Annotated in this window: 9 protein-coding genes and 1 pseudogene; 5 read left to right on the top strand and 5 right to left on the bottom strand. The window is 73.4% G+C overall.

Annotation, left to right across the window (positions count from 1 at the left end; genetic code table 11):
• Window positions 1–105: 105 nt before the first annotated feature.
• The 3 genes and pseudogenes from ACIGW4_RS07180 to ACIGW4_RS07170 all read left to right on the top strand — a co-directional run.
• Window positions 106–13,335, top strand: a pseudogene (locus ACIGW4_RS07180) (amino acid adenylation domain-containing protein); the annotation flags it as partial.
• 145 nt (window positions 13,336–13,480) lie between these two features.
• On the top strand, window positions 13,481–14,563 hold the full coding sequence (locus ACIGW4_RS07175) for a flavin-containing monooxygenase (protein ID WP_398714283.1): 1,083 nt from the start codon (window positions 13,481–13,483) through the stop codon (window positions 14,561–14,563).
• A complete protein-coding gene (locus tag ACIGW4_RS07170; protein ID WP_399578924.1) occupies window positions 14,560–15,000 on the top strand; it encodes a hypothetical protein in 441 nt (146 codons plus the stop codon). Before ACIGW4_RS07175 ends, ACIGW4_RS07170 begins: the two co-directional genes overlap by 4 nt.
• A gap of 82 nt (window positions 15,001–15,082) precedes the next feature.
• Here ACIGW4_RS07170 and ACIGW4_RS07165 read toward each other — a convergent pair whose 3' ends face one another.
• The 4 genes from ACIGW4_RS07165 to ACIGW4_RS07150 all read right to left on the bottom strand — a co-directional run bounded on the left by ACIGW4_RS07165 (window position 15,083) and on the right by ACIGW4_RS07150 (window position 19,107).
• Window positions 15,083–16,825: a long-chain fatty acid--CoA ligase gene (locus ACIGW4_RS07165; RefSeq protein ID WP_398714279.1), complete on the bottom strand. Its 1,743-nt coding sequence runs from the start codon at window positions 16,823–16,825 to the stop codon at window positions 15,083–15,085.
• A 49-nt stretch (window positions 16,826–16,874) separates the two neighbouring features.
• Complete coding sequence (locus ACIGW4_RS07160) at window positions 16,875–17,384, bottom strand: hypothetical protein (protein ID WP_398714277.1); 510 nt, start codon at window positions 17,382–17,384, stop codon at window positions 16,875–16,877.
• A 252-nt stretch (window positions 17,385–17,636) separates the two neighbouring features.
• Window positions 17,637–18,182, bottom strand: a complete 546-nt coding sequence (locus ACIGW4_RS07155; RefSeq protein ID WP_148086984.1) for a hypothetical protein — start codon at window positions 18,180–18,182, stop codon at window positions 17,637–17,639.
• Between the two features lie 145 nt (window positions 18,183–18,327).
• Complete coding sequence (locus ACIGW4_RS07150) at window positions 18,328–19,107, bottom strand: class I SAM-dependent methyltransferase (RefSeq protein WP_399578923.1); 780 nt, start codon at window positions 19,105–19,107, stop codon at window positions 18,328–18,330.
• A 161-nt stretch (window positions 19,108–19,268) separates the two neighbouring features.
• Here ACIGW4_RS07150 and ACIGW4_RS07145 point away from each other — a divergent pair, with 161 nt between their 5' ends.
• Together ACIGW4_RS07145 and ACIGW4_RS07140 are read left to right on the top strand one after the other, a co-directional pair.
• A complete protein-coding gene (locus ACIGW4_RS07145; RefSeq protein ID WP_399578922.1) occupies window positions 19,269–19,898 on the top strand; it encodes a TetR/AcrR family transcriptional regulator in 630 nt (209 codons plus the stop codon).
• Entirely contained in the window at window positions 19,895–20,458 is a 564-nt protein-coding gene (locus ACIGW4_RS07140; RefSeq protein WP_399578919.1) for a DUF1707 domain-containing protein, read from the top strand. Before ACIGW4_RS07145 ends, ACIGW4_RS07140 begins: the two co-directional genes overlap by 4 nt.
• Before the next feature lie 83 nt (window positions 20,459–20,541).
• Here the strand turns inward: ACIGW4_RS07140 and ACIGW4_RS07135 are convergent, their stop codons facing one another.
• Window positions 20,542–21,876 (bottom strand): PLP-dependent aminotransferase family protein, encoded by a 1,335-nt coding sequence (locus ACIGW4_RS07135; protein WP_399578917.1) that lies wholly within the window; start codon window positions 21,874–21,876, stop codon window positions 20,542–20,544.
• Window positions 21,877–21,991 lie beyond the last annotated feature (115 nt).

The raw sequence follows: 21,991 nt of genomic DNA, 5'->3' as shown, positions 1-21,991 counted from the left end.
TGTTCGACGCGCGCGGCGTGCTCCGGCACGCCGCCCGGGCAGCGCTGCCCGCACCGCGCGCACGTACGGCTCCACAACGCCTACGGGGGCATCATCACCATGACAACACCGGACAACGACAAACTCGTCGAGTACCTCAAGCGCCTCACCGTCGACCTCCACCAGTCCCGTCAGCGGGTCCGTGAACTGGAGGCGGGCACCAACGACCCGATCGTCATCGTCGGCATGGGCTGCCGCTTCCCGGGCGGGGTGGACTCGCCCGAGGCGCTGTGGCGGGTCGTCGCCGAGCAGCGCGACGTCATCTCGGGGCTGCCGACCGACCGGGGCTGGGACCTGGACGGCCTCTACCACCCCGACCCGGACCACTCCGGCACCTCCTACGTGCGTGACGGCGGCTTCCTGGACGGGGCGGCCGAGTTCGACCCCGCCTTCTTCGGGATCTCGCCGCGCGAGGCGCTGGCGATGGACCCGCAGCAGCGGCTGCTGCTCGAGGTGTCGTGGGAGGCCTTGGAGCGGGCCGGCATCACGCCCGGCTCGCTGCACGGCACCCAGACGGGCGTGTTCCTCGGAGCCATCGCCCAGGAGTACGGCCCCCGCCTCGGCGAGGCGGGCGCGGGCGGCACCGGCTTCGGTCTGACGGGCACGACGTCCAGTGTGGCGTCGGGCCGCGTCGCCTACACACTCGGTCTGCAGGGTCCGGCCCTGACGGTCGACACCGCGTGCTCGTCGTCGCTGGTCGCCCTGCACCTGGCGGTCAACGCCCTGCGCTCCGGCGAGTGCTCGCTGGCGCTCGCGGGCGGTGTGACGGTCATGTCGACCCCGGGCATCTTCGTGGAGTTCTCCCAGCAGCGGGGCCTCGCACCGGACGGTCGGTGCAAGTCGTTCTCCGCGGACGCGGACGGCACCGCCTGGGCCGAGGGCGTCGGCGTCCTCGTCGTGGAGCGGCTCTCCGACGCACGCCGCCTCGGCCACAACGTCCTTGCTGTGGTGGCCGGTTCGGCCGTGAACCAGGACGGCGCCTCCAACGGCCTCACCGCCCCCAGCGGCCCCGCCCAGGAACGCGTCATCCGCGCCGCCGTGCAGGACGCCGGAATCACCTTCTCGGGTGTCGACGCCGTGGAGGCGCACGGCACGGGCACGGTCCTCGGCGACCCGATCGAGGCACAGGCCCTCCTCGCCACGTACGGCAAGGAACGCGAGGGACAGCCCCTGATGCTGGGCTCCCTGAAGTCGAACCTGGGGCACTCCCAGGCGGCCGCGGGTGTCGGTGGCGTCATCAAGATGGTCATGGCGATGCGCCACGCCGAACTGCCCGCCTCCCTCAACGTCAGCAAGCCGAGCGAGCTCGTGGACTGGGCGGGCGGCGGCGTCGAGGTGCTCACCGAGCCGCGCCCGTGGCCCGCCGAGGAGGGCAGGGTCCGGCGCGCCGGTGTGTCGTCCTTCGGCATCAGCGGCACCAACGCCCACGTCATCCTCGCCGAGGCCCCCGCCGGGCAGTCCGCGGACGACACGACTCCGGACGACGGGACCGGTCTGGACGGCACGTCGCTGCCGTGGCTGGTGTCGGCCCGTACGCCGGACGCACTGGCCGAGGCCGCCGGACAGCTGGCCGCGTACGTACGGGAGCGGCCGGAGATCGGCCCGGCCGACGTGGCCCTCTCCCTGGCCACCGGACGCTCCGCCTTCGAATCCCGGGCCGCGCTGCCCGGCGGCGACGGACGCGACGGCCTGCTCGCGGGCCTGGACGCCCTGGCGTCCCGCGAGGTCGACGGCGAGAACGGTGTGTCCCCCTCTCGCGCCGTCTTCGTGTTCCCGGGGCAGGGGTCGCAGTGGGTGGGCATGGCCACCGCCCTGCTCGACTCCTCACCCGAGTTCACCCGCGTCATCACCGACTGCGAAACCGCCCTGACCCCCTTCGTGGACTGGTCCCTCACCGCGGTCCTGCGCGGCGAGGACGGAGCGCCCGGCCTCGACCGCGTCGACGTGGTCCAGCCCGCCTCCTGGGCCATGATGATCGGCCTCGCCGCCCTGTGGCGCACCGCCGGCGTCAACCCGACCGCCGTGGTCGGCCACTCCCAGGGCGAGATCGCCGCGGCCGTCGTCGCCGGCGGCCTGACCCTGGAAGACGGCGCCCGCATCGTCGCCCTGCGCTCCAAAGCCCTGCGCGTCCTCTCCGGCGGCGGAGGCATGGCCTCGCTCAGGGTCCCGGAAGCACAGGCGGAAGAGCTCCTCGCCACGTGGGGCGGACGCATCTCCGTCGCCGCGGTCAACGGCCCGTCCTCCACCGTCGTCGCCGGACAGCCCGAGGCCCTGGACGAACTCCTCGCCCAGTGCGAGACCACCGGAGTGTGGGCGCGCCGCATCCCCGTGGACTACGCCTCCCACTCCGCCCACGTCGACGAGATCCGCGACACCCTGGCGACCGAACTCAAGGACGTCACCCCGCAGTCGGGCCGGATCGCCTTCCACTCCACCGTCACCGGCACCGTCCTCGACACCACCGAACTCGACGCGGCCTACTGGTTCCGCAACCTCCGCAGCAAGGTCAAACTCGCCGACGTCATCACACAACTCGCCGCCCCCGACATCGTCTTCGTCGAAGTCAGCGCCCACCCCGTCCTCGTCTCCGGCATCACCGAAACCCTCGGCGACACCGGAGCCGTCGTCGGCACCCTCCACCGCAACACCGGCACCCTCGACCGCTTCGTCCAGTCCGCCGCCGAAGCCTGGACCCACGGCGTCACCATCGACTGGCCCACCCTCCTCCAGCCCTACCGCGCCCAGACCGTCGAACTCCCCTCCTACCCCTTCCAACGCCAGCGCTACTGGCTGGAGCCGGAGCCGGCCTCGACCGACGCCCGTGGGCTCGGTCTGGCCTCGGCCGGGCATCCGCTGCTCGGCGCCGTGGTGGAGCTGGTCGAAGAGGACCGGCTGGTGTACACGGGGCGGCTCGCCCTCGACACGCAGCCGTGGCTCGCCGATCACGCCGTGCACGGCACCGTGCTGCTGCCCGGCACCGCCTTCCTCGAACTCACGATGGCCGTGGGCGCGCGCGTGGGCTGGCGGCGGCTCGCCGAGCTCACCCTCCAGGCGCCGCTGGTGCTTCCGCCCGGCGAAGCCGTACAGCTGCGGGTGACCCTCGAACCGCCGGCCGAGAACGGGCAGCGGGAGCTGGCCGTGCACTCCCGGCCGCAGGACGCCGACGCGGGCGCCCCGTGGATGCGGCACGCGGCGGCCGTGCTCGACCTCGACGACGCCGCCGCGGACTTCGACCTCGCCGAGTGGCCGCCGCCCGGCGCCCAGGAGATCGACGTCGAGAGCCGTTACGACACCCTCACGGAGGCGGGCTACGACTACGGCCCCGCCTTCCAGGGCCTGCGGGCCGCCTGGCGTTCCGGCCGCGACGTCTTCGCCGAGGTCGGCCTGCCCGCCGAGCTGGACGCCACGACCTTCGGGGTGCACCCGGCGGTCCTGGACGCGGCCCTGCACGCGGTCGGCCTGCTCCGCGAGGACGGCGGCACCGTCCTGCCCTTCTCCTGGTCCGGCGTCACCCGTTACACGGACGGCGCGGACGCCCTGCGGGTGTGGCTCAGCCCGCGGGGCGAGGACGGGGTGACCCTGCGCGCCACCGACGGCGCGGGCAAGCCCGTCCTGTCGGCGGAGTCCGTCACGATGCGGCCGTTCACGGCCGACCTGTCCGCCGGCCGGGGCGCCGACTCGCTGTTCCGCGTCGAGTGGCAGCCGGTCGCCGCCGCGACGGCCGAGGTCGACGTGTGCCCGGTCGCGGACCTGGCCGACGTCCCGGACGTCGTGCCGCAGGTGGTCGCCGTACGATGTCCGGTCACCGCCCGATGTCCGAGCACACCGCAGGACTCCGACAGCACGGGAACCGGCCTCGCCGAGACCGCCCATCAGGCGGCGCGCTGGGCGCTCGGCCTGGTCCAGGCGTGGCTGGCCGATGCCCGCTTCGCCGGATCCCGCCTGCTGGTGCTGACCGACGGCGCCGCCGGCCCCGAGGTCACCGACCCCGCCCAGGCCACCGTGTGGGGCCTGATCAGGACCGCCCAGTCCGAGCACCCCGACCGTTTCGTTCTGCTGGACTCGGACGAGGCGCACGAGACCGGCACCGTGCCCGGCGCCGTGCTCACCGAGCCCCAGCTCGCCCTGCGGGCGGGTGCGCTCCTCGTCCCCCGGCTGGTCCGGCACGCCTCCGTCGCCGACCCGGCCGGCGTCACCCCGCTCGACCCGGACGCCACCGTGCTCGTCACCGGCGGCACCGGTGTGCTCGGCGCGTCGGTCGCACGCCACCTGGTCACCGAGCACGGCGCCCGCCGTCTGCTCCTGGTCAGCCGACGCGGCGCCGACGCGCCCGGGGCGGAGGAACTCGCCGCCGAGCTGACCGGCTGGGGCGCGGAGGTCACCCTCGCGGCCTGTGACACCGCCGACCGCGACGCGCTCGCGCGACTCCTCGACGGCGTACGGCTCACCGCCGTCGTCCACACCGCGGGTCTGCTCGACGACGGCGTGGTCGAGTCGCTCACCGAGGACCGGCTCGCGGCCGTCCTGCGGCCCAAGGTGGACGCAGCGGCACTCCTGGACGAACTGACCGCCGATCAGGACCTCGTGGCCTTCGTCCTGTTCTCCTCGGTCGCCGGCGTGCTCGGCAACCCCGGCCAGGCCAACTACGCGGCGGGCAACGTCTTCCTCGACGCGCTCGCCGCCCGCCGCCGCGCCGCCGGCCGTCCGGCGACCTCGCTCGCCTGGGGCCTGTGGGCCGAACGCACCGGTCTCACCGGCCACTTGGACGACGACACCCTCTCGACCCGGGGCATCGCCCCGCTCTCCACCGAGCAGGGCCTCGAACTCCTCGACCGGGCGCTCACCGACGACAACCCGCTGCTCGTACCGGCCCGCCTCGACCCGGCCGCGCTGCGCTCCGACGCGCTCGCCGGGACGCTGTCCCCGGTGCTGCGCTCCCTGGTGCGGGTCCCGCAGCGGCGGAGCGGCGAGTCCGGTCTGCGCCGCAGGCTCGGCCGGCTGTCCGAGGAGGAGGGCCGCCGTCTGCTGCTCGACGTCGTCCGCACCCAGCTCGCCTCGGTCATCGGCAGCGACTCGGCGGACGGGATCGACCCGGACCAGCCGTTCAAGAGCTTCGGCATCGACTCGCTGCTCGCGGTCCAGCTGCGCAACCGCCTCAACTCGGCGACCGGCCTGCGTCTTCCGGCGACCCTGGTCTTCGACCACCCCACGCCGACCGCCGTCGTCGACTTCACGCTCTCGCTCGCGCGGGAGCGGGCCGAGAACGCCCCCGCACAGCCCGTCGCCCCCGTCGTCCCGCGTACGGACGACGACCCGATCGTCATCGTCGGCATGGGCTGCCGCTTCCCGGGCGGGGTGGACTCGCCCGAGGCGCTGTGGCGGGTCGTCGCCGAGCAGCGCGACGTCATCTCGGAGTTCCCGACCGACCGGGGCTGGGACCTGGACGGTCTCTACCACCCCGACCCGGACCACTCCGGCACGTCGTACGTCCGGCACGGCGGGTTCCTCCACGAGGCGGCCGAGTTCGACCCCGCCTTCTTCGGGATCTCGCCGCGCGAGGCGCTGGCGATGGACCCGCAGCAGCGGCTGCTGCTCGAAGTGTCGTGGGAGGCCCTGGAGCGGGCCGGCATCACACCCGGTTCGCTGCACGGCAGTGACACCGGTGTGTTCGCCGGCGTGATGTACCACGACTACGGTGGTGGGGGCCGGCTTCCGGAGGAGGCCGAGGGGCACTTCCTGACCGGCACCGCCGGCAGTGTCGCCACCGGTCGGGTGGCCTACACGCTCGGTCTGCAGGGTCCGGCCCTGACGGTGGACACCGCGTGCTCGTCGTCGCTGGTCGCCCTGCACCTCGCCGTCCGTGCCCTGCGGGCGGGCGAGTGTTCGCTCGCCCTCGCCGGTGGTGCCGCGGTGATGTCCACCCCCAACACCTTCATCGAGTTCTCGCGGCAGCGAGGGCTCGCGGCGGACGGTCGGTGCAAGTCGTTCTCCGCGGACGCGGACGGCACCGCCTGGGCCGAGGGCGTCGGCGTCCTCGTCGTCGAACGGCTCTCCGACGCACGCCGCCTCGGCCACAACGTCCTCGCCGTCGTCGCCGGTTCGGCCGTCAACCAGGACGGCGCCTCCAACGGACTCACCGCCCCCAGCGGCCCCGCCCAGGAACGCGTCATCCGCGCCGCCGTCCAGGACGCCGGAATCACCTTCACGGACGTGGACGCGGTCGAGGCGCACGGCACGGGCACGGTCCTCGGCGACCCCATCGAAGCCCAGGCACTCCTCGCCACCTACGGAACCCAGCGCGACGGCCGGCCTTTGATGCTCGGCTCCCTGAAGTCCAACCTCGGACACGCCCAGGCCGCCGCCGGCGTCGGCGGCATCATCAAGATGGTCATGGCGATGCGCCACGACGAACTCCCCGCCTCCCTCAACGTCAGCAAGCCCAGCGAACTCGTCGACTGGGAAACCGGCGGCGTCGAAGTCCTCACCGCGCCGCGCCCCTGGCCCGCCCAGGACGGCAGGACCCGGCGCGCCGGCGTCTCCTCCTTCGGCATCAGCGGCACCAACGCCCACGTCATCCTCGCCGAGGCCCCGGCCGACGCGCCGGTCGAGGAGACGACGCCCGACGACGGTGTCCGTCTGGACGGCACGGCGCTGCCGTGGCTGGTGTCGGCCCGTACGCCGGACGCGCTGGCCGAGGCCGCCGAACGGCTGGCCGCGTACGTACGGGAGCGGCCGGAGATCGGCCCGGCCGACGTGGCCCTCTCCCTGGCCACCGGACGCTCCGCCTTCGAATCCCGGGCCGCGCTGCCCGGCGGCGACGGACGCGACGGCCTGCTCGCGGGCCTGGACGCCCTGGCGTCCGGTGAGCTCACTGCCGTGACCTCGACCGTCTCGGGCGCGAAGCCGGGCCGGACGTCCGGTGCCCCTGTCGTGTTCGTGTTCCCGGGGCAGGGGTCGCAGTGGGTGGGCATGGCCACCGCCCTGCTCGACTCCTCACCCGAGTTCGCCCGCGTCATCACCGACTGCGAAACCGCCCTGACCCCCTTCGTGGACTGGTCCCTCACCGCGGTCCTGCGCGGCGAGGACGGAGCGCCCGGCCTCGACCGCGTCGACGTGGTCCAGCCCGCCTCCTGGGCCATGATGATCGGCCTCGCCGCCCTCTGGCGCACCGCCGGCGTCAACCCGACCGCCGTGGTCGGCCACTCCCAGGGCGAGATCGCCGCAGCCGTCGTCGCCGGCGGCCTGACCCTGGAAGACGGCGCCCGCATCGTCGCCCTGCGCTCCAAAGCCCTGCGCGTCCTCTCCGGCGGCGGAGGCATGGCCTCCCTCAGCCTCCCGGAAGCACAGGCCGAAGAACTGCTCACGCCCTGGAACGGACGCATCTCCGTCGCCGCGGTCAACGGCCCCTCCTCCACCGTCGTCGCCGGACAGCCCGAGGCCCTGGACGAACTCCTCGCCCAGTGCGAGACCACCGGAGTGTGGGCACGCCGCATCCCCGTGGACTACGCCTCCCACTCCGCCCACGTCGACGAGATCCGCGACACCCTCGCCGAGGAACTGGCAGCGGTCGAACCCCGTTCGGGCCGGATCGCCTTCCACTCCACCGTCACCGGCACCGTCCTCGACACCACCGAACTCGACGCGGCCTACTGGTTCCGCAACCTCCGCAGCAAGGTCAAACTCGCCGACGTCATCACACAACTCGCCGCCCCCGACATCGTCTTCGTCGAAGTCAGCGCCCACCCCGTCCTCGTCTCCGGCATCACCGAAACCCTCGGCGACACCGGAGCCGTCGTCGGCACCCTCCACCGCAACACCGGCACCCTCGACCGCTTCGTCCAGTCCGCCGCCGAAGCCTGGACCCACGGCGTCACCATCGACTGGCCCACCCTCCTCCAGCCCTACCGCGCCCAGACCGTCGAACTCCCCTCCTACCCCTTCCAACGCCAGCACTACTGGTTGCGGAACGAGCCCGTCGCCGCCCCGCGCGGCGAGGCGCGAGTCCCGGACCGGTCTGCCGAACAGGGTGGCCTGCTGGGCGTACGGCTGCCGTCGTCGCCGCTCGCCCAGGCACAGTTCGCCCCCCGGCTCGACGCCGTGGCGCACCCCTGCCTCGGTGACTTCGTGGTCGGGGGCCGTCCGGTGGTCAGCGCCGGTGTGCTCGTGGAGTCGTTGGTCGAGGCGGTCACCGAGCTCGCCGGGCCGGGCCCGGTGTCCGTCGAGGACCTGGAGCTCCCCGTCGACCTGGTGCTGGAACCGGTCGGCATCGACCCGTCGACGGCCGGTGAAGGGCGCGCCGCCCAGCTCGTCGTGGACGGGGACCTGTTCCGCTACTACGCGCAGGACGCGACCGGCGGCTGGCAGCTGCACGCGCGGGGCCGGGCCGCGTCCGGCGCTCCGGCCGCTCCCACGGTGGCGTCCGCGTCGGTGGGTTCGGGCCGCGAGCTGACGGGGGACGAGCTGTACCGGCTGCTGTGGCAGCGCGCCCTGTATCTGGGCTCCGCCGCCCGGTGGGTGGAGCGGATCCGGCTCGGCCGGGGCGAGGCCACGGCCGAGCTCCGGTCCGCCCTGCCCGGCGAGGCGGAGCGCTACCTGATCCACCCCGGTCTGGTCGACGCCATGTTCCAGACGGCGCTGGCCTGCTTCCCGATGGACGGCCCGGCGCTCGTGCCGGCCGCTCTCGACCGTTTCGTGCACTACGACCGCGGTGACGCCCAGGACGGGCTCCGCTGTCATGCCGAACTGTTCGAGGACGGCACCCGGGCGCGTATCCGGCTCGTCACCGCGCAGGGCCGGCTGGTCGCCGAGGCCTGCGGCGTGCGCTTCGTCCCGGCCCTGAGCCGGCCGGTGGCGGAGCCCGCCGCCGTACACACGGCTCCCGCCGCATCCGAACCGCAGCGACCGGCCACGGTCCCGACGCCCGCGGCTCCGGCTCCGTCCTCGGTTCCGGCCCCGTCCTCGGTTCCGGCCCCGTCCTCGGTTCCGGCCCCGTCCTCGGTTCCGGCCCCGGTCGGGGAGTCCGCGGCGGCGTCCTCCGTGGCGCCCGACGCGGTGCGCGCCCTCGTGACGCGGACCGTCGCGCAGGCCCTCGGCACGGTGGCGGCCCGGCTCGACACCGGGCAGTCGCTGCAGGCGCTCGGGCTCGACTCGCTGATCGCGATGAAGATCCGGACGTCCCTGAACCGGGAGTTCGACGTCCTGCTGCCGATGACGGCGTTCCTGAACGGCCGCAGCACCGAGGACATCGCCGGCGACGTGCTCGACGCCCTCGGCGCCGGATCCGACGAGGAGGTCCCGGAGACCGGTGCCGAGGCCGCCGCGTCCGGCGACGACGACGGGGACCGCTACGAGCCGTTCGGTCTGACCGATCTCCAGCAGGCCTACCTCGTCGGCCGGGGTGACGCCTTCGAGCTCGGCAACACCTCCACCTACTTCCAGATCGAGATCGACCTGGAGCGGGTGGACCTGGAGCGGCTCGGCGCGTCCTTCCGGGCGATGATCGAGCGGCACGACATGCTGCGGGCCGTCTTCACCGCCGAGGGCGAGCAGCGCGTGCAGCGCGAGGTCCCGGCCTACGTGATCCGTGAGACGGACGTCTCCCACCTGCCCGAGGACGAGCGCGAGGCCGCGCTGACCGCCGTCCACGAGGAGATGCGGCACCAGGTCTTCGACACCGCCCGCTGGCCGCTGTTCGACGTGCGGGTGACCCGGATCGACGACCGGACGATCCGGCTGCACGCCGGTTTCGACGCCCTGATCATCGACGGTTTCAGCACGTCGATCCTGTTCAAGGAGTGGGCCGCGCACTACCGCGGCGAGGAGCTGCCCGAGCTGGAGCTGCGCTACCGGGACTACGTCCGGCAGGCCCGTGAGCTGGAGGGCGGTCCCGAGTACGACCGGGCGCTGGCCTACTGGCGGGACCGTCTCGACACCCTGCCGCCCGCGCCCCAGCTGCCGCTGGCGGTGGCTCCGTCGAGTCTGGACCGGCCGGTGTTCAACCACCGGGGCGCCACGCTGCCGAAGGAGGAGTGGGACCGCTTCAAGGAGTACGCGGCGGCGGCCGGGGTCAGTCCCTCGGCGGCGCTGTGCACCGCGTACGCGCAGGTGATCGCGGAGTGGAGCGCGACGCCCGACTTCTGTCTGAACCTGCTGTACTTCAACCGGCTGCCGCTGCACCCGCAGGTCGGCGACGTCATCGGCAACTTCTCCACCACGCTGATGCTGGAGATCCGCGACTCGGCCGAGGACGCGTTCGCCACCCGTGCGAACGACGTGCAGGCCCGGTTGTGGAGCGACATGGAGCACAGCCAGGTCAGCGGTGTGCAGGTGCTGCGGGAGCTGAACCGGGCGCGTGGCGCCTCGGTGCGGGCCGCCGCGCCGGTGGTCTTCACGAGCCTGGTGAACTTCGCGGGGCAGCAGGACACCGAGCGGCGCGGGGTCGTGCAGTACCTGGCCGGGATCGGTGAGAACGGCCGTCAGGTGAGCAGCTCGGTGCGGACGCCGCAGGTGTGGCTGGACCACCAGGCGGTCGAGGAGGCCGGCGAGCTCGTCCTGAACTGGGACGTGATCGAGGAGCTGTTCCCGGCGGGTTGCGTGGACGCCATGTTCGCCGCGTACCAGCGGTTGCTGCACGAGCTGTGCCGCGACCCGGAGGCCTGGCGGCGGCCCCGGCCGGCGCTCGTGCCGGAGGCCGATCTGGCGGTGCGGGCCGAGGCCAACGACACCGACGGGCCCGTGCCCGACGGTCTGCTGCACGACGGGGTGCTCGCCCAGGCCGCGGCCACGCCCGACGCGCCCGCCGTCATCTCGCAGGCGCTGACCCTGACGTACGGGGACCTCGACCGCAGGTCCAACCAGGTGGGGCACGCGCTGCGTGCCCAGGGGGCCGGTCCCGGCGACCTGGTGGCGATCGTGATGGACAAGGGCTGGGAGCAGGTCGTCGCGGCGCTCGGCATCCTGCGGGCCGGGGCGGCGTACGTCCCGATCGACGCCCGGGTGCCCGTCGAGCGGCTGCACGTGCTGCTGGAGAGCGCGGGGATCAGCCGGGTCGTCACCCAGCCGTGGGTGGAGGACACGGCGGACTGGCCGCGGGGTGTGGCCAGGACCGTGGTGCGGGCCGAGGACGAGGGCGAGGACGCTCCGCTCGGGGAGTCGGGCGCCAAGCCCGGCGACCTCGCGTACGTGATCTTCACCTCGGGGTCCACCGGGCTGCCCAAGGGCGTGATGATCGAGCACGGCGCGGCCCTGAACACGGTGGTCGACGTCAACGAGCGGTACGGCGTCACCGCGGCGGACCGGGCTCTCGGCCTGTCCGCGATGCACTTCGACCTGTCGGTCTACGACGTGTTCGGACTGCTGTCGGTGGGCGGCGCCCTGGTCCTTCCGGAGCCGGCCGCGCACCGCGAGCCCGCCCGCTGGGCGGAGCTCGTCCGCGAGCACGGGGTGACGCTCTGGAACAGCGTGCCCGCGCTGATGGAGATGTTCACCGAGCACGCCCTGTCGAACGGGCTCACCGGCCTGCCGATCCGGCTGGTCATGATGAGCGGCGACTGGATCCCGGTGTCCCTGCCGGGCCGGATCAGGCTGCTCCTCCCGGAGGCGGAGCTGTGGAGCCTCGGCGGTGCCACGGAGGCGTCGATCTGGTCGATCCTGCACCCGATCGGCGAGGTCCCGGACGACTGCGTGAGCATCCCGTACGGCAAGGCGATGCGCAATCAGCGCTTCCACGTGCTCGACGGCGCGATGCGGCCCTGCCCCGTGTGGGTGCCGGGCGACCTGTACATCGCCGGGGTCGGTCTGGCCCGCGGCTATCTGAACGACGAGGCGAAGACCCGGGCCGCGTTCCTGCACCACCCGGTCACCGGTGAGCGTCTCTACCGCACCGGCGACATGGGACGCTTCCTGCCGGACGGCACCATCGAGTTCCTCGGCCGTCTCGACTCCCAGGTGAAGATCCAGGGCTACCGGATCGAGCTGGGCGAGGTGGAGGCCGCGCTCACCCAGTGCGAGGGCGTGCGGAGCGCGGCGGTCGTCGCGGCGGGCGAGCAGCACGGCCCCAAGCGGCTGATCGCGTACGTCGTCCTCGACGAGGGGCGTGACGACACCGAGCAGCAGATCACCGAGGCGCTGCGGCAGGTGGTCCCCTCGCACCTGGTGCCGCAGCGGGTGCTCGTCCTGGACGAGCTGCCGCTCAGCGACAACGGCAAGGTGAACCGGGCGGCGCTGCCCGCTCCCGACGAGGTCGCCGCGGAAGGCGCCGGCTTCGTCGCGCCCCGCGACGAGGTGGAGCGCCGGCTCGCCGAGATCTGGGCGGAGTTCTTCGGCGTGGCCGAGATCGGGGTGACCGCGAGCTTCTTCGACCTCGGCGGTGACTCGCTCCTCGCGGTGCGGCTCATGGCCAGGATCGCCCGCGGTACGGGCCGCAGCCTGCCGCTGTCCACCCTCTTCGCGCGGCCGACCATCGAGCTGCTCGCCCGGGCGGTCCGAGAGGCCGACGGCGGCGAGGAGGGCCGCGAGGCGCTGGTGCCGGTGCGTACGGGCGGTTCGCGGACTCCCCTGGTGTTCGTGCACCCGGTCGGCGGTGACGTGCTCTGCTACGCGGAGCTCGCCGAACTCCTCGGCGACGAACAGCCGTTCTACGCGCTGCAGCTGCCGGACACGGAGCTGACCAGCGTGGAGGCCATGGCCGCGCACTACGTCGCCGCGGTCCGCGAGGCGCTGCCGGAGGGTCCGTACCGGCTCGGCGGCTGGTCGATGGGCGGGATCATCGCCCTGGAGATGGCGGCCCAGCTCACCGCGGCGGGCGCCGAGGTGGAGCTGCTCACCGTGATCGACCTGATGGTGGAGCCCGGCCCGGCCGAGGGGGCGCCCGTCTCCGACGAGACGCTGCTGTCCTGGTTCGCCCGGGACCTGGCGGGGCTCGCCGGTGTGGACTGGGAGCTGCCGGCCGAGGCCTTCGACGGCCGTCCTCCGGTGGAGGTGCTGCACGCGGAGGCGCGGGCGGCGGGGGCACTGTCCGAGGACATCGACCTCGACACGCTGAGCGGCATCGCGGGCCGGTTCCGGAACAACTACCGGGCCCTGCTGCGCCACGCGCCCCGCGAGTTCGCCGGTCGAGTGGTGTCGCTGCGGGCGGCGGACGGCGGCGCGACCGTCGAGACGGCGAACCGCTGGATGCGGTACTTCCCGGGTGACGCCACCCTCGTCGACGTGCCCGGCGACCACTACACGGTGATGCGGGGCGAGCGGCTGCGCGTCCTGGCCGGTGAGCTGCGCCGGGCGCTCGACGCCCGCTGACCCGAACCGGCCGGGCCGCCCGTGCGGGCGGCCCGGCCGGTCCCCCGGACCGGTCCTGCGGGCCCGGCGGGGTCCAGGTACGAGGAGTGAGGACAATCGGAATGCGAATGGATCAGACCGGTGGGAACAGCGCCGGAGCGGGCCGATGAGCGCGTTGCCGGCCACCGTGCCGGTCGCTGTCGTCGGAGGGGGCCAGTCCGGGCTCGCCGCCGCGTACCACCTGCGGCGGGCCGGCGTGGAGTGCGTGGTCCTCGACGCCGGCAGCGAGGTCGGCGAGACCTGGGAGCGGCGCTGGGACTCCCTGAAGCTGTTCACGTCCGCGCAGTTCTCCGGGCTGCCGGGCCTGCCCTTCCCCGGGGCCGGCGCGCACTATCCGGGCAAGGACGAGGTCGTGGCGTATCTGCGGGAGTACGCCGGGCGGTTCGACATCCCGGTGCTGACCGACCACAGGGTGCTGTCGCTGCGCAGGGACGGTGACGGCTATCTGCTGTCCACCGCGCACGGCGACTGCCGCGCCGGGCAGGTCGTGATCGCGACCGGCCCGTTCGGCGCCCCCCGGCTTCCGGAGTTCGCGACCGGGCTGAGCGCGGACGTGCCGACCCTGCACACCAGCGAGTACCGCGGGCCCTCCCAGGTGCCGCCGGGCACGGTGGTGGTCGTCGGCGACGGCAACTCCGGCCGGCAGATAGCCGCGGAGCTGTCCGCGTCCCACAGCGTGGTGCTCAGCTGCAGCGACAAGGTGTCGCCGCCCCTGCCGCAGACCGTGGTCGGGCGGGACATGTTCTGGTGGATGAGCGTCATCGGTGTGATGAGCCTTCCGGTGAACATGCAGGCGCCGGACCCGATCGTCGGCGACCGGGTGCCCGAGCTGGTCGCGGCGGGCGAGATGCGGACCGTGGGCCGGATCACCGCGGCCGAGGGCGCCGAGCTGGTCACCGCCGACGGCGAGCGCGTCAAGCCGTCCACGGTGATCTGGGCGACCGGCTACCGGACCGACTGGAGCTGGCTCGACCCGGCGATGCTCGACGAGGACGGGCAGCCCCGGCACACGGAGGGCACGGGGGTGCTGCCCGGCAGCCACTACCTGGGGCTCTACCGGATGCGCACCCGCGGCTCGGCGCTGATCGGCTTCGTCGGCCGCGACGCCGAGCGCACCGCGGCGGCGGTCACGGCCGCCGCCCAGAACACCACGACCGCCTCCCTCACGGCAGAAGGTGAGCCGTCATGACCACCGCCACCACCAGCTCCACCGAACTCGACGTGCTGGGCGCGCTGTGGGCGTTCGACTTCATCGGGTTCGCGCAGAAGTCCGCCGTCCTCGACCCGACCGCCCCGGGGTACGGGCAGGCGGTCGGCGCCGCCTTCGGGCTCGTCGTCCGCCGCCGCTTCCCGCGGGGCGCGGCGGCGGAGGAGATCGGCGGGTACGTCGCGGAGTTCCTCGGCTCGCTGGAGGCCGGCGCGGAGGACTTCGACCCGGCGGCCCTGGAGGGCCTGTTCGCCGAGGGACTGCACGGGGCCACGGCGGCCGGCGACGAGCGGCTCGGCCCGGAGCCGAGGATGCAGGCCCACCTCGTCCTGTCGCTGCGGATGGTGCGGGAACTGGGCCTCGGCCCCGACGAGCAGCGGGAGCTGCTGGCCGAGGCCACGCGCGCGACGGCGGTCTGAGCCGTACGGGAGGAGGCGGCGGTCTGAGCCGTACGGAAGGAGGCGGCGCCCCCGGATCGTCCGGGGGCGCCGCCTCCTCCGTTCACTCGGCGGGCGGCACCTGCGCACCGGCCTCGCCGGACTCACGGGACCGTCCGGAGCCGTCGGACCGTCCCGAGTCGCCGGAATCGCCGGGCCGTCCGGAGTCGCCGGAGTCGCCGGGGGTCCAGACGTCGAGGGCCCCCTCCCCGTACAAGCTCCGCACCGCCCGCTTGTCGTACTTGCCGACGCTGGTCTTGGGCACCGCGTCGACGAAGGACCAGCGCTCCGGTATCCACCAGCGCGCCACCCGTCCGGTCAGGAACTCCCGGAGCTCGTCCCCGCCGACCCCGGCGCCCGGCACCAGGGACACGCAGGCCAGGGGGCGCTCCTCCCAGCGCGGGTCGGGCACGCCGACCACAACGGCCTCCAGTACGGCGGGGTGCTCGATGATCGCGTTCTCGAGCTCGATGGTGGAGATCCACTCGCCGCCGCTCTTGATGCCGTCCTTGAGCCGGTCGCTGACGACCACCCAGCCGCCCGGTTCGATCACTCCCAGGTCCCCGGTGCGCAGCCAGCCGTCGTGGAACTTCTCGTCGGCGTCCTCGGTGTTGAAGTACGAGCCGGTGACCCAGGGACCGCGCAGTTCCAGTTCGCCCACCGAGCGTCCGTCCCAGGGCTGTTCGCTGCCGTCCTCCGCGATCAGCCGGGCGTCGACGAAGGGCATGAGGCGGCCGCTCTTGGCCAGCCAGTCGACCTCGTCCTCGTCCGGGGTGCCGTGCGGGGGGACGGCGAAGGTGGCGAGGGGGCTGGTCTCGGTCAGTCCCCAGCCCTGCTTCAGCCGGACGCCGTAGCGGTCCTTGAGCTCCTTGAGCAGGGCGCGCGGCGGGGTGGCGCCGCCGCAGCCGGCCAGTCGTACGCCGCTCAGGTCCAGCGGGTGCTGCTCGCCGTGGTGGACCAGGCTGTTCCAGATGGTGCAGATCGCCGCGACGGCGGTGGGCCGTTCCTCGTTGATGATCCGGGCCAGGTCCGGGGTGTGCAGCCGGCGGCCGTTCATGATGAGGTCGGAGCCCGCCAGCCAGGCGGCGTAGGGCCAGCCCCAGGCGTTGGCGTGGAACATGGGCACGATCGGCAGGACGCGGTCGCCGTCGTGCATCGCGAATCCGGCGCCGGCCGAGACGCCGAGCGTGTGGAGGGTGATCGAGCGGTGGCTGTAGGCCACGCCCTTGGGGTTGCCGGTGGTGCCGGTCGTGTAGCAGAGCGCGGCCGCTTCCCGTTCGTCCAGGTCGGGCCAGTCGAAGCCGGGCCGTTCGGCCGCGAGCAGTTCGTCCCAGCGGTGTACGGCGATGTGCGCGGGCAGTTCCACCTCCGGCGCGTCGCCGATGACGACCAGGTGGCGCACGCCGCCCAGCCGGTCCCGTAAGGGCGGGAGCATGTCCAGGAGGGTCGCGTCGACGAGGAGGACGGCGTCCTCGGCGTGTTCGACGATGTAGCCCAACTGGTCCTGGTGGAGGCGGAGGTTGAGGGTGTGCAGCACCGCCCCCATGCTCGGTACGGCGAGGTACGCCACCAGGTGCTCGGGGGTGTTCCAGGCCAGGGTGGCGACCCGTTCGCCGCGTCGCACGCCCAGTCGGGAGAGGGCGGCGGCGAGCTGTTCGGCCTGGTGGGCGATGTCGGCGAAGGTCTGTGCGGACCGTGCGGTCGGCCCGTCGGCACATCGCACCACCCGGCTGTCCCCGTAGACGCGTTGTCCGTGCGCGAGGATGTCGCGAACCAGCAGCTCGCGGTCCTGCATCGTGCTCTTCATGGTGCGGCCCCTTGCGAGTACGTGGCGAGTACGTGGTCGGAGACCGGGATCAGCCGAGGTACAGGATGTCCCCCAGCAGGGAGCTGCTGACGTGGTCGTGGTCCAGGAGGTTGACGCGGGCCGTCATCCTGCCGCTGCCGGTCGCGAACTCGTAGTTGCCGGAACCGCCGATGATCTTGAAGGTGCCGGTCGGGTAGACCATGGTGTCCGAGGTCAGCGGGGCGGTGAGGGCGTAGCTGATGTTGAGCCGGTCGCCGTCGGGCTCCGTCATGGTCGCCGTCCCCTTGATGTCGTACTTTCCGGGGATGGTCGCGGTGCACACCACTTCCTTCTGCGCCCAGGTGGCGGTGGTGACCGGCTTGCCGGTGGAGGTCCCCGTCCCGGTCACGTTGTAGCCGTTGCAGCCCACGGTGTCGGGGTGCACGGTCGCGACCACCGCGAAGTTGCTGGTGATGTCGACGGTGGGAAGGTAGGTCTCGGCGACGACGGCCGAGGGGCCGGTCCCGGCGGCGTACGTGACGCCTGCCGTACCGCCGGCGATCAGTACCGTTGCGGCCACCACGCCCGCTATGCGCGCGAACCGGTGACGGGCAGCTCTTGCCATGTTCTCCCCCGAATGTGTCGGATCCATCCCAACTAGGCCCAGATGATGGGCTGTTGGGGACAGCTTCCCTGATCGGGGAGTCTTCCGTCGAGACGTTCGACGCGTGCGTCGCGCACAGGAAAGCGGAACCGGCCTCACCCACGGCGAGGCCGGTTCCAGGAGCGGAGGACGCCGACGGGACGTCATCCGCGATCAGTCGGCCCTAGGTCAGATCTGCCACCGGAAACCCATGGATCCGGACAGGTTGGCGGTGACGTGGTCCTTGTCCAGCAGGTTGACCGTGGCGTTCATCTTGCCGCTGCCGACCGCCTCGTCGAAGGCGCCGTCTCCACCGGTGATCGTGAACGTGCCGGACGGGTACACCATGGTGTCCGACGTCAGCGGCGCACTGAGGTGGTAGGTGAAGTAGAGGTGGGAGCCGTCGGTCTGAGTGACCGTCACCTTGCCGTTGATGTCCCACTGGCCGGGGACCTTCGCGGTACAGGCGTCCTCCGTCTGCGACCAGGTGCCGGTGCCGGTGATCCGGTTGCCGGTGACGGTTCCCGACCCGACCACCTTGTAGCCGTTGCAGCCCACGGTGTCCGGGTGCGTGCTCGTGACCACGCCGTACTTCCCGACGGCGTCGAACGGGCTCGGCCCGGGAGGAGGCGTCACGGCGGCGTTCGAGACGCCGGTCGTGCCGCCGACGATCAGTGCCGCTCCGGCCAGCGCACCCGCTATGCGCGCCGATCGACGAAGAGTGAGTGTTGCCATGTCATCCCCCGCAGTTGTCGTTACTTGACTAACTCAGGCCATTTTCCGGCCTGTTGCCGATCAGTTTCCATGATCGAAGGCCGTTCCGTCGAGTCGTTCAGGCCAACCGTTTTCACCGGTCGCCCCCCGGGCCCTCACCGCTGCTTCACAGCCTCCGGACGCGCAGCACGCCGGTCCGCATCGGAAGGGTGAACTCCCCGTCGGCGGTCTCCGGCCTGTCCGCCAGGAACGCGCGGATCCGGCCCAGCAGGTCCTCCCGCTCGGGCTCCGGCATGACCAGGACGCCCGCGCGCGTCGCGAGCGTCGCCACGAGGGACTCGGCGGTGCGCCGCTGTCCGTGCGGGAACACGGCCTGCTCCGGCGAGCCGAACCGCGCGGCGTCGCCGTTCCCCGGGAGGTGCATGTCCGCCGTCGCGGCGCGCCAGGCGGCGGGGGTGTCCCGCGGGCCGACGGCCGCGGTCCCGCCGACCCGCGCGAGCCCCGCGACCCAGTCGACCGCGTCGTCCATGACGTTCCAGAGGCCGGCCAGGACGCCGCGCGGCGTGAGGACCCTGGCGATCTCGGGCCCCGCCACGGCCATGTCGAACCAGTGCATGGCGTTGCCGGCGACCACGGCGTCGACGGACCCGTCCGGCAGCGGGATCGACTCCGCGCCGCCCGACAGGGCCCGGACGTCCGGCAGCGCGCGGCGCAGTTCGGCCAGCATCGCCGGGTCGGGCTCGACCGCGACGACCTCGACGCCCCTCGCGACCAGGGCGGCGGTGAGTTTGCCCGTTCCGGCGCCGAGGTCGAGCACGCGCGGACCGGACGCGGCCTCGAGTGCCCAGTCCACCGCGGCCCGGGCGTAGTCCGGGCGGTGCTCTGCGTAGGCGACGGCCGCCGCACCGAACGAAGAGGCGTGAAGTGAACGCTCGTTCCGATCCATGGTGGCGACGTTAATCGCGCCGTCGGTGATTCGGCCACCCCTTCGTCCCACGACCTCGCTATGCCTCATCCCCTCGCCCTGCCGGGCGAGTTGACCGGTGTTCAGCTTGTTGGCAGAGTGGACAACAAGCTGTTGTCCACTCTGCCAACAAGGGAAGGGCCATGCCTGCCGCACGACGCCGGCGTACCCCGGACGAGGCGCGCGCCGAGATCCTGGACGCCGCCACCGAGCTCATCGCCCGGCACGGGCCCGACGGAGTGGGGCTGCGCCGGGTCGCCGAGGCGGCCGGGGTGACCCACGGGCTCGTCACCCACTACTTCGGGACCTACCGGGCCCTGGTGCGGGCCGTCCTGGAGCGCGAGAACGAGCGCAAGCGGGAGCTCGTACGGGAGCGCATGCGGGCTGACGGCAGCGTGCCGTACGCGGACGGCATGACCGAGGTGCTCTTCGACATCCTCGCCGACGAGCGGTACGTCCGGCTGTGGACCTGGTCCCAGCTCCACGGCTGGGACGACGGAACCGCCCCGGACTCCCCCACGAACCTCTCCCGCCTCGTCGACGTGATGGAGGAGGGCGTCCGCTCGGTGCTCCCCCCGCCCGAGGGCCCCGACCGGGCACGGATCGAGCAGGTCGTCCTGCTCGGCATGGCCGGCGCGTACGGCTACGCCCTCGGCCGGCGCTACTGGCTCGCCGACCTCGGACACGACCCCGACCGGCCCGAGCACGACGCCGCCCATCGCGCCGCCCTGGCCTCTGTCCTCGCCGCCTACCTCGGAGGATCGACCCCATGACCCGGCACGACCTGGACGTCCTCGCGTCGGACCGCGAGCGTTCCGACGCCGAGGAGCGGCTGCGGGCCGCCGTCGGGAGCGGCCGGCTGCCGCTGGCGGACCTGGCGGGCCGCCTCGACGAGGTGCACGCCTCGCGCACCCGGGGCGACCTGGAGCAGGCCTGCCGCGGCCTGCCGCGCCCCGGCCCCCGGGACTCCCTCGTGGTGGACCGGCCCGCGGACTCGCGCGGCCTCGTCGTCGGCGTCTTCGGCGGCTTCGTGCGGAAGGGCCCCTGGGTGGTGCCGCCCCGCATGACGGTCTGGTCGATGTGGGGCGGCGGCAAGATCGACCTCACCGAGGCGCGCTTCAGCGAACAGGACACCGAGATCCGCGCCGTCGCCCTGTGGGGAGGCACCAGGATCGTCGTCCCGGAGGACATCGAGGTCGAGGTGCGGGGCCTCGGGCTCTTCGGCGTCTTCGACAGGCGCGCCGCCCGGCGCATCGGCAGGCCGGGCACGCCCCGCGTCGTGATCAAGGGCCTGGCCCTCTTCGGCGCCGTCGTCACCCGCGGCAAGGGGTAGCGCCGGAGCGCGACCGGGAGGAGCGCCGGCGCGGATCCGGAAGCGGCACCGGTGAGCGACCGGAAGCGGTGCCGGCGAGCGGATCACGGCGGGATCGCCTCGATCGTGGCCCTCAAACGGTGCAGTGCGCCCCGGAGTTCGTCCGGGGGCGGGGTGGCCAGCGCCAGCCGGAGCGCCCGGGGGCGGTGGGGACCGGTGGCGAAGGCGTCCGCGGTGGACACGAGGATCCCTTCCGCCGCGAGCGCGGCCGCCACGTGGTCGGGCCGCTGGTGCGGCTCCAGACCGAGCCAGACCGTGTACGAGGCGGGGTGGGCCGTGACGTCCAGGCCGGCCAGCGCCGCGCGGGCGATGCCCTGCCGGACGGCCGCGTCCGCGCGGCGGCTTTCCTCCAGGCGCGTCACCGTGCCGTCGGAGAGCCAGCGGGTGGCGAGCGCGGTGACGATCCCCGGGGCTCCCCAGGCCGCCGCGCGCAGGCTCCGGGCGACCCGCTCGACGTGGCGGCCGGGCAGGACGGCGAAGCCGAACCGCAGGCCGGGTGCCACGTTCTTCGACAGGCCGGCGACATGGCAGGTGCGTTCGGGCGCGAGGGCCTGGAGCGGCGGGGGCGGCGACGCGTCGAGGAAGGCGTGGGTGCCGTCCTCGACGATCAGGCAGTCCCGCGACCGGGCGACGGCGACGAGACGGTCGCGCCGCTCCCGGTCGAGGACCCAGCCGAGCGGGTTGTGCACGGTCGGCTGGGTGTAGACGGCCCGGACGGGCCGGTCGCGGCACAGCCGGTCGAGGGCGTCGAGGTCGGGGCCCGCCGGGGTGACCGGGACGGGGGCGAGTTCGAGGCTGTGCGCCGAGGCGAGGAGCTTGATGCCCGGATAGCTGAGCGCATCGACGGCGAGGACGTCGCCGGGCCGGGTGAGCGCGCGCAGGACGACGTCGAGCGCCTGCTGGGCCCCGCCCGTCAGCAGGACGTCCCGCGGCGGGACGTCGATCCCCCGCCCCAGCAGATACGTGGCCACGACCGCCCGGTCGCGCCGGAGTCCGCCCGGCGGATGCTGGTGGAGCAGCGCCCCGGCGTCCCCCGTCGCCGCCAGCTCGCGCAGGGCCCGCCGCAGCAGTTCCGTCTGGCCCGGGGCCAGTGGCTGGTTGAAGGACAGGTCCGCCAGCCGGGGCACCGGCAGCACGCGTGACGGTTCGAGCCCGTCGTAGCCGGATCGTTCGCGGACGAACGTCCCCCGGCCCGGCTCGCCCACCACCAGTCCCAGGGCGGCGAGTTCGGCGTAGACCCGGGTGGCGGTGGCCAGCGCGATCCGCCGTTCCCGGGCGAGGGCCCGGTGCGTCGGGAGCCGGGCGCCCGCCGGGATCGCGCCGGAGCGGATCGCGGCGGCGAACTCGTCGACGACGGCTTTGTAGGAGGGCGGTCGCACGCGGCACCCACATCCGGCAGAGGACGGACAGGACTTGTATCCAGGACAATAGATGGCTCGTCCCGGAGGGCGGCTCCTAGCCTCGGTGCGTCCGCACCCAGGCGCATCGGAGGAG

Origin of the sequence: Streptomyces sp. NPDC053513 (assembly GCF_044544765.1) — a bacterium.
In the GTDB taxonomy this organism is placed as follows: domain Bacteria; phylum Actinomycetota; class Actinomycetes; order Streptomycetales; family Streptomycetaceae; genus Streptomyces; species Streptomyces litmocidini.
Note: the sequence above shows the minus strand (reverse complement) of the source record. Positions and strands in the feature narration are given on the sequence as shown.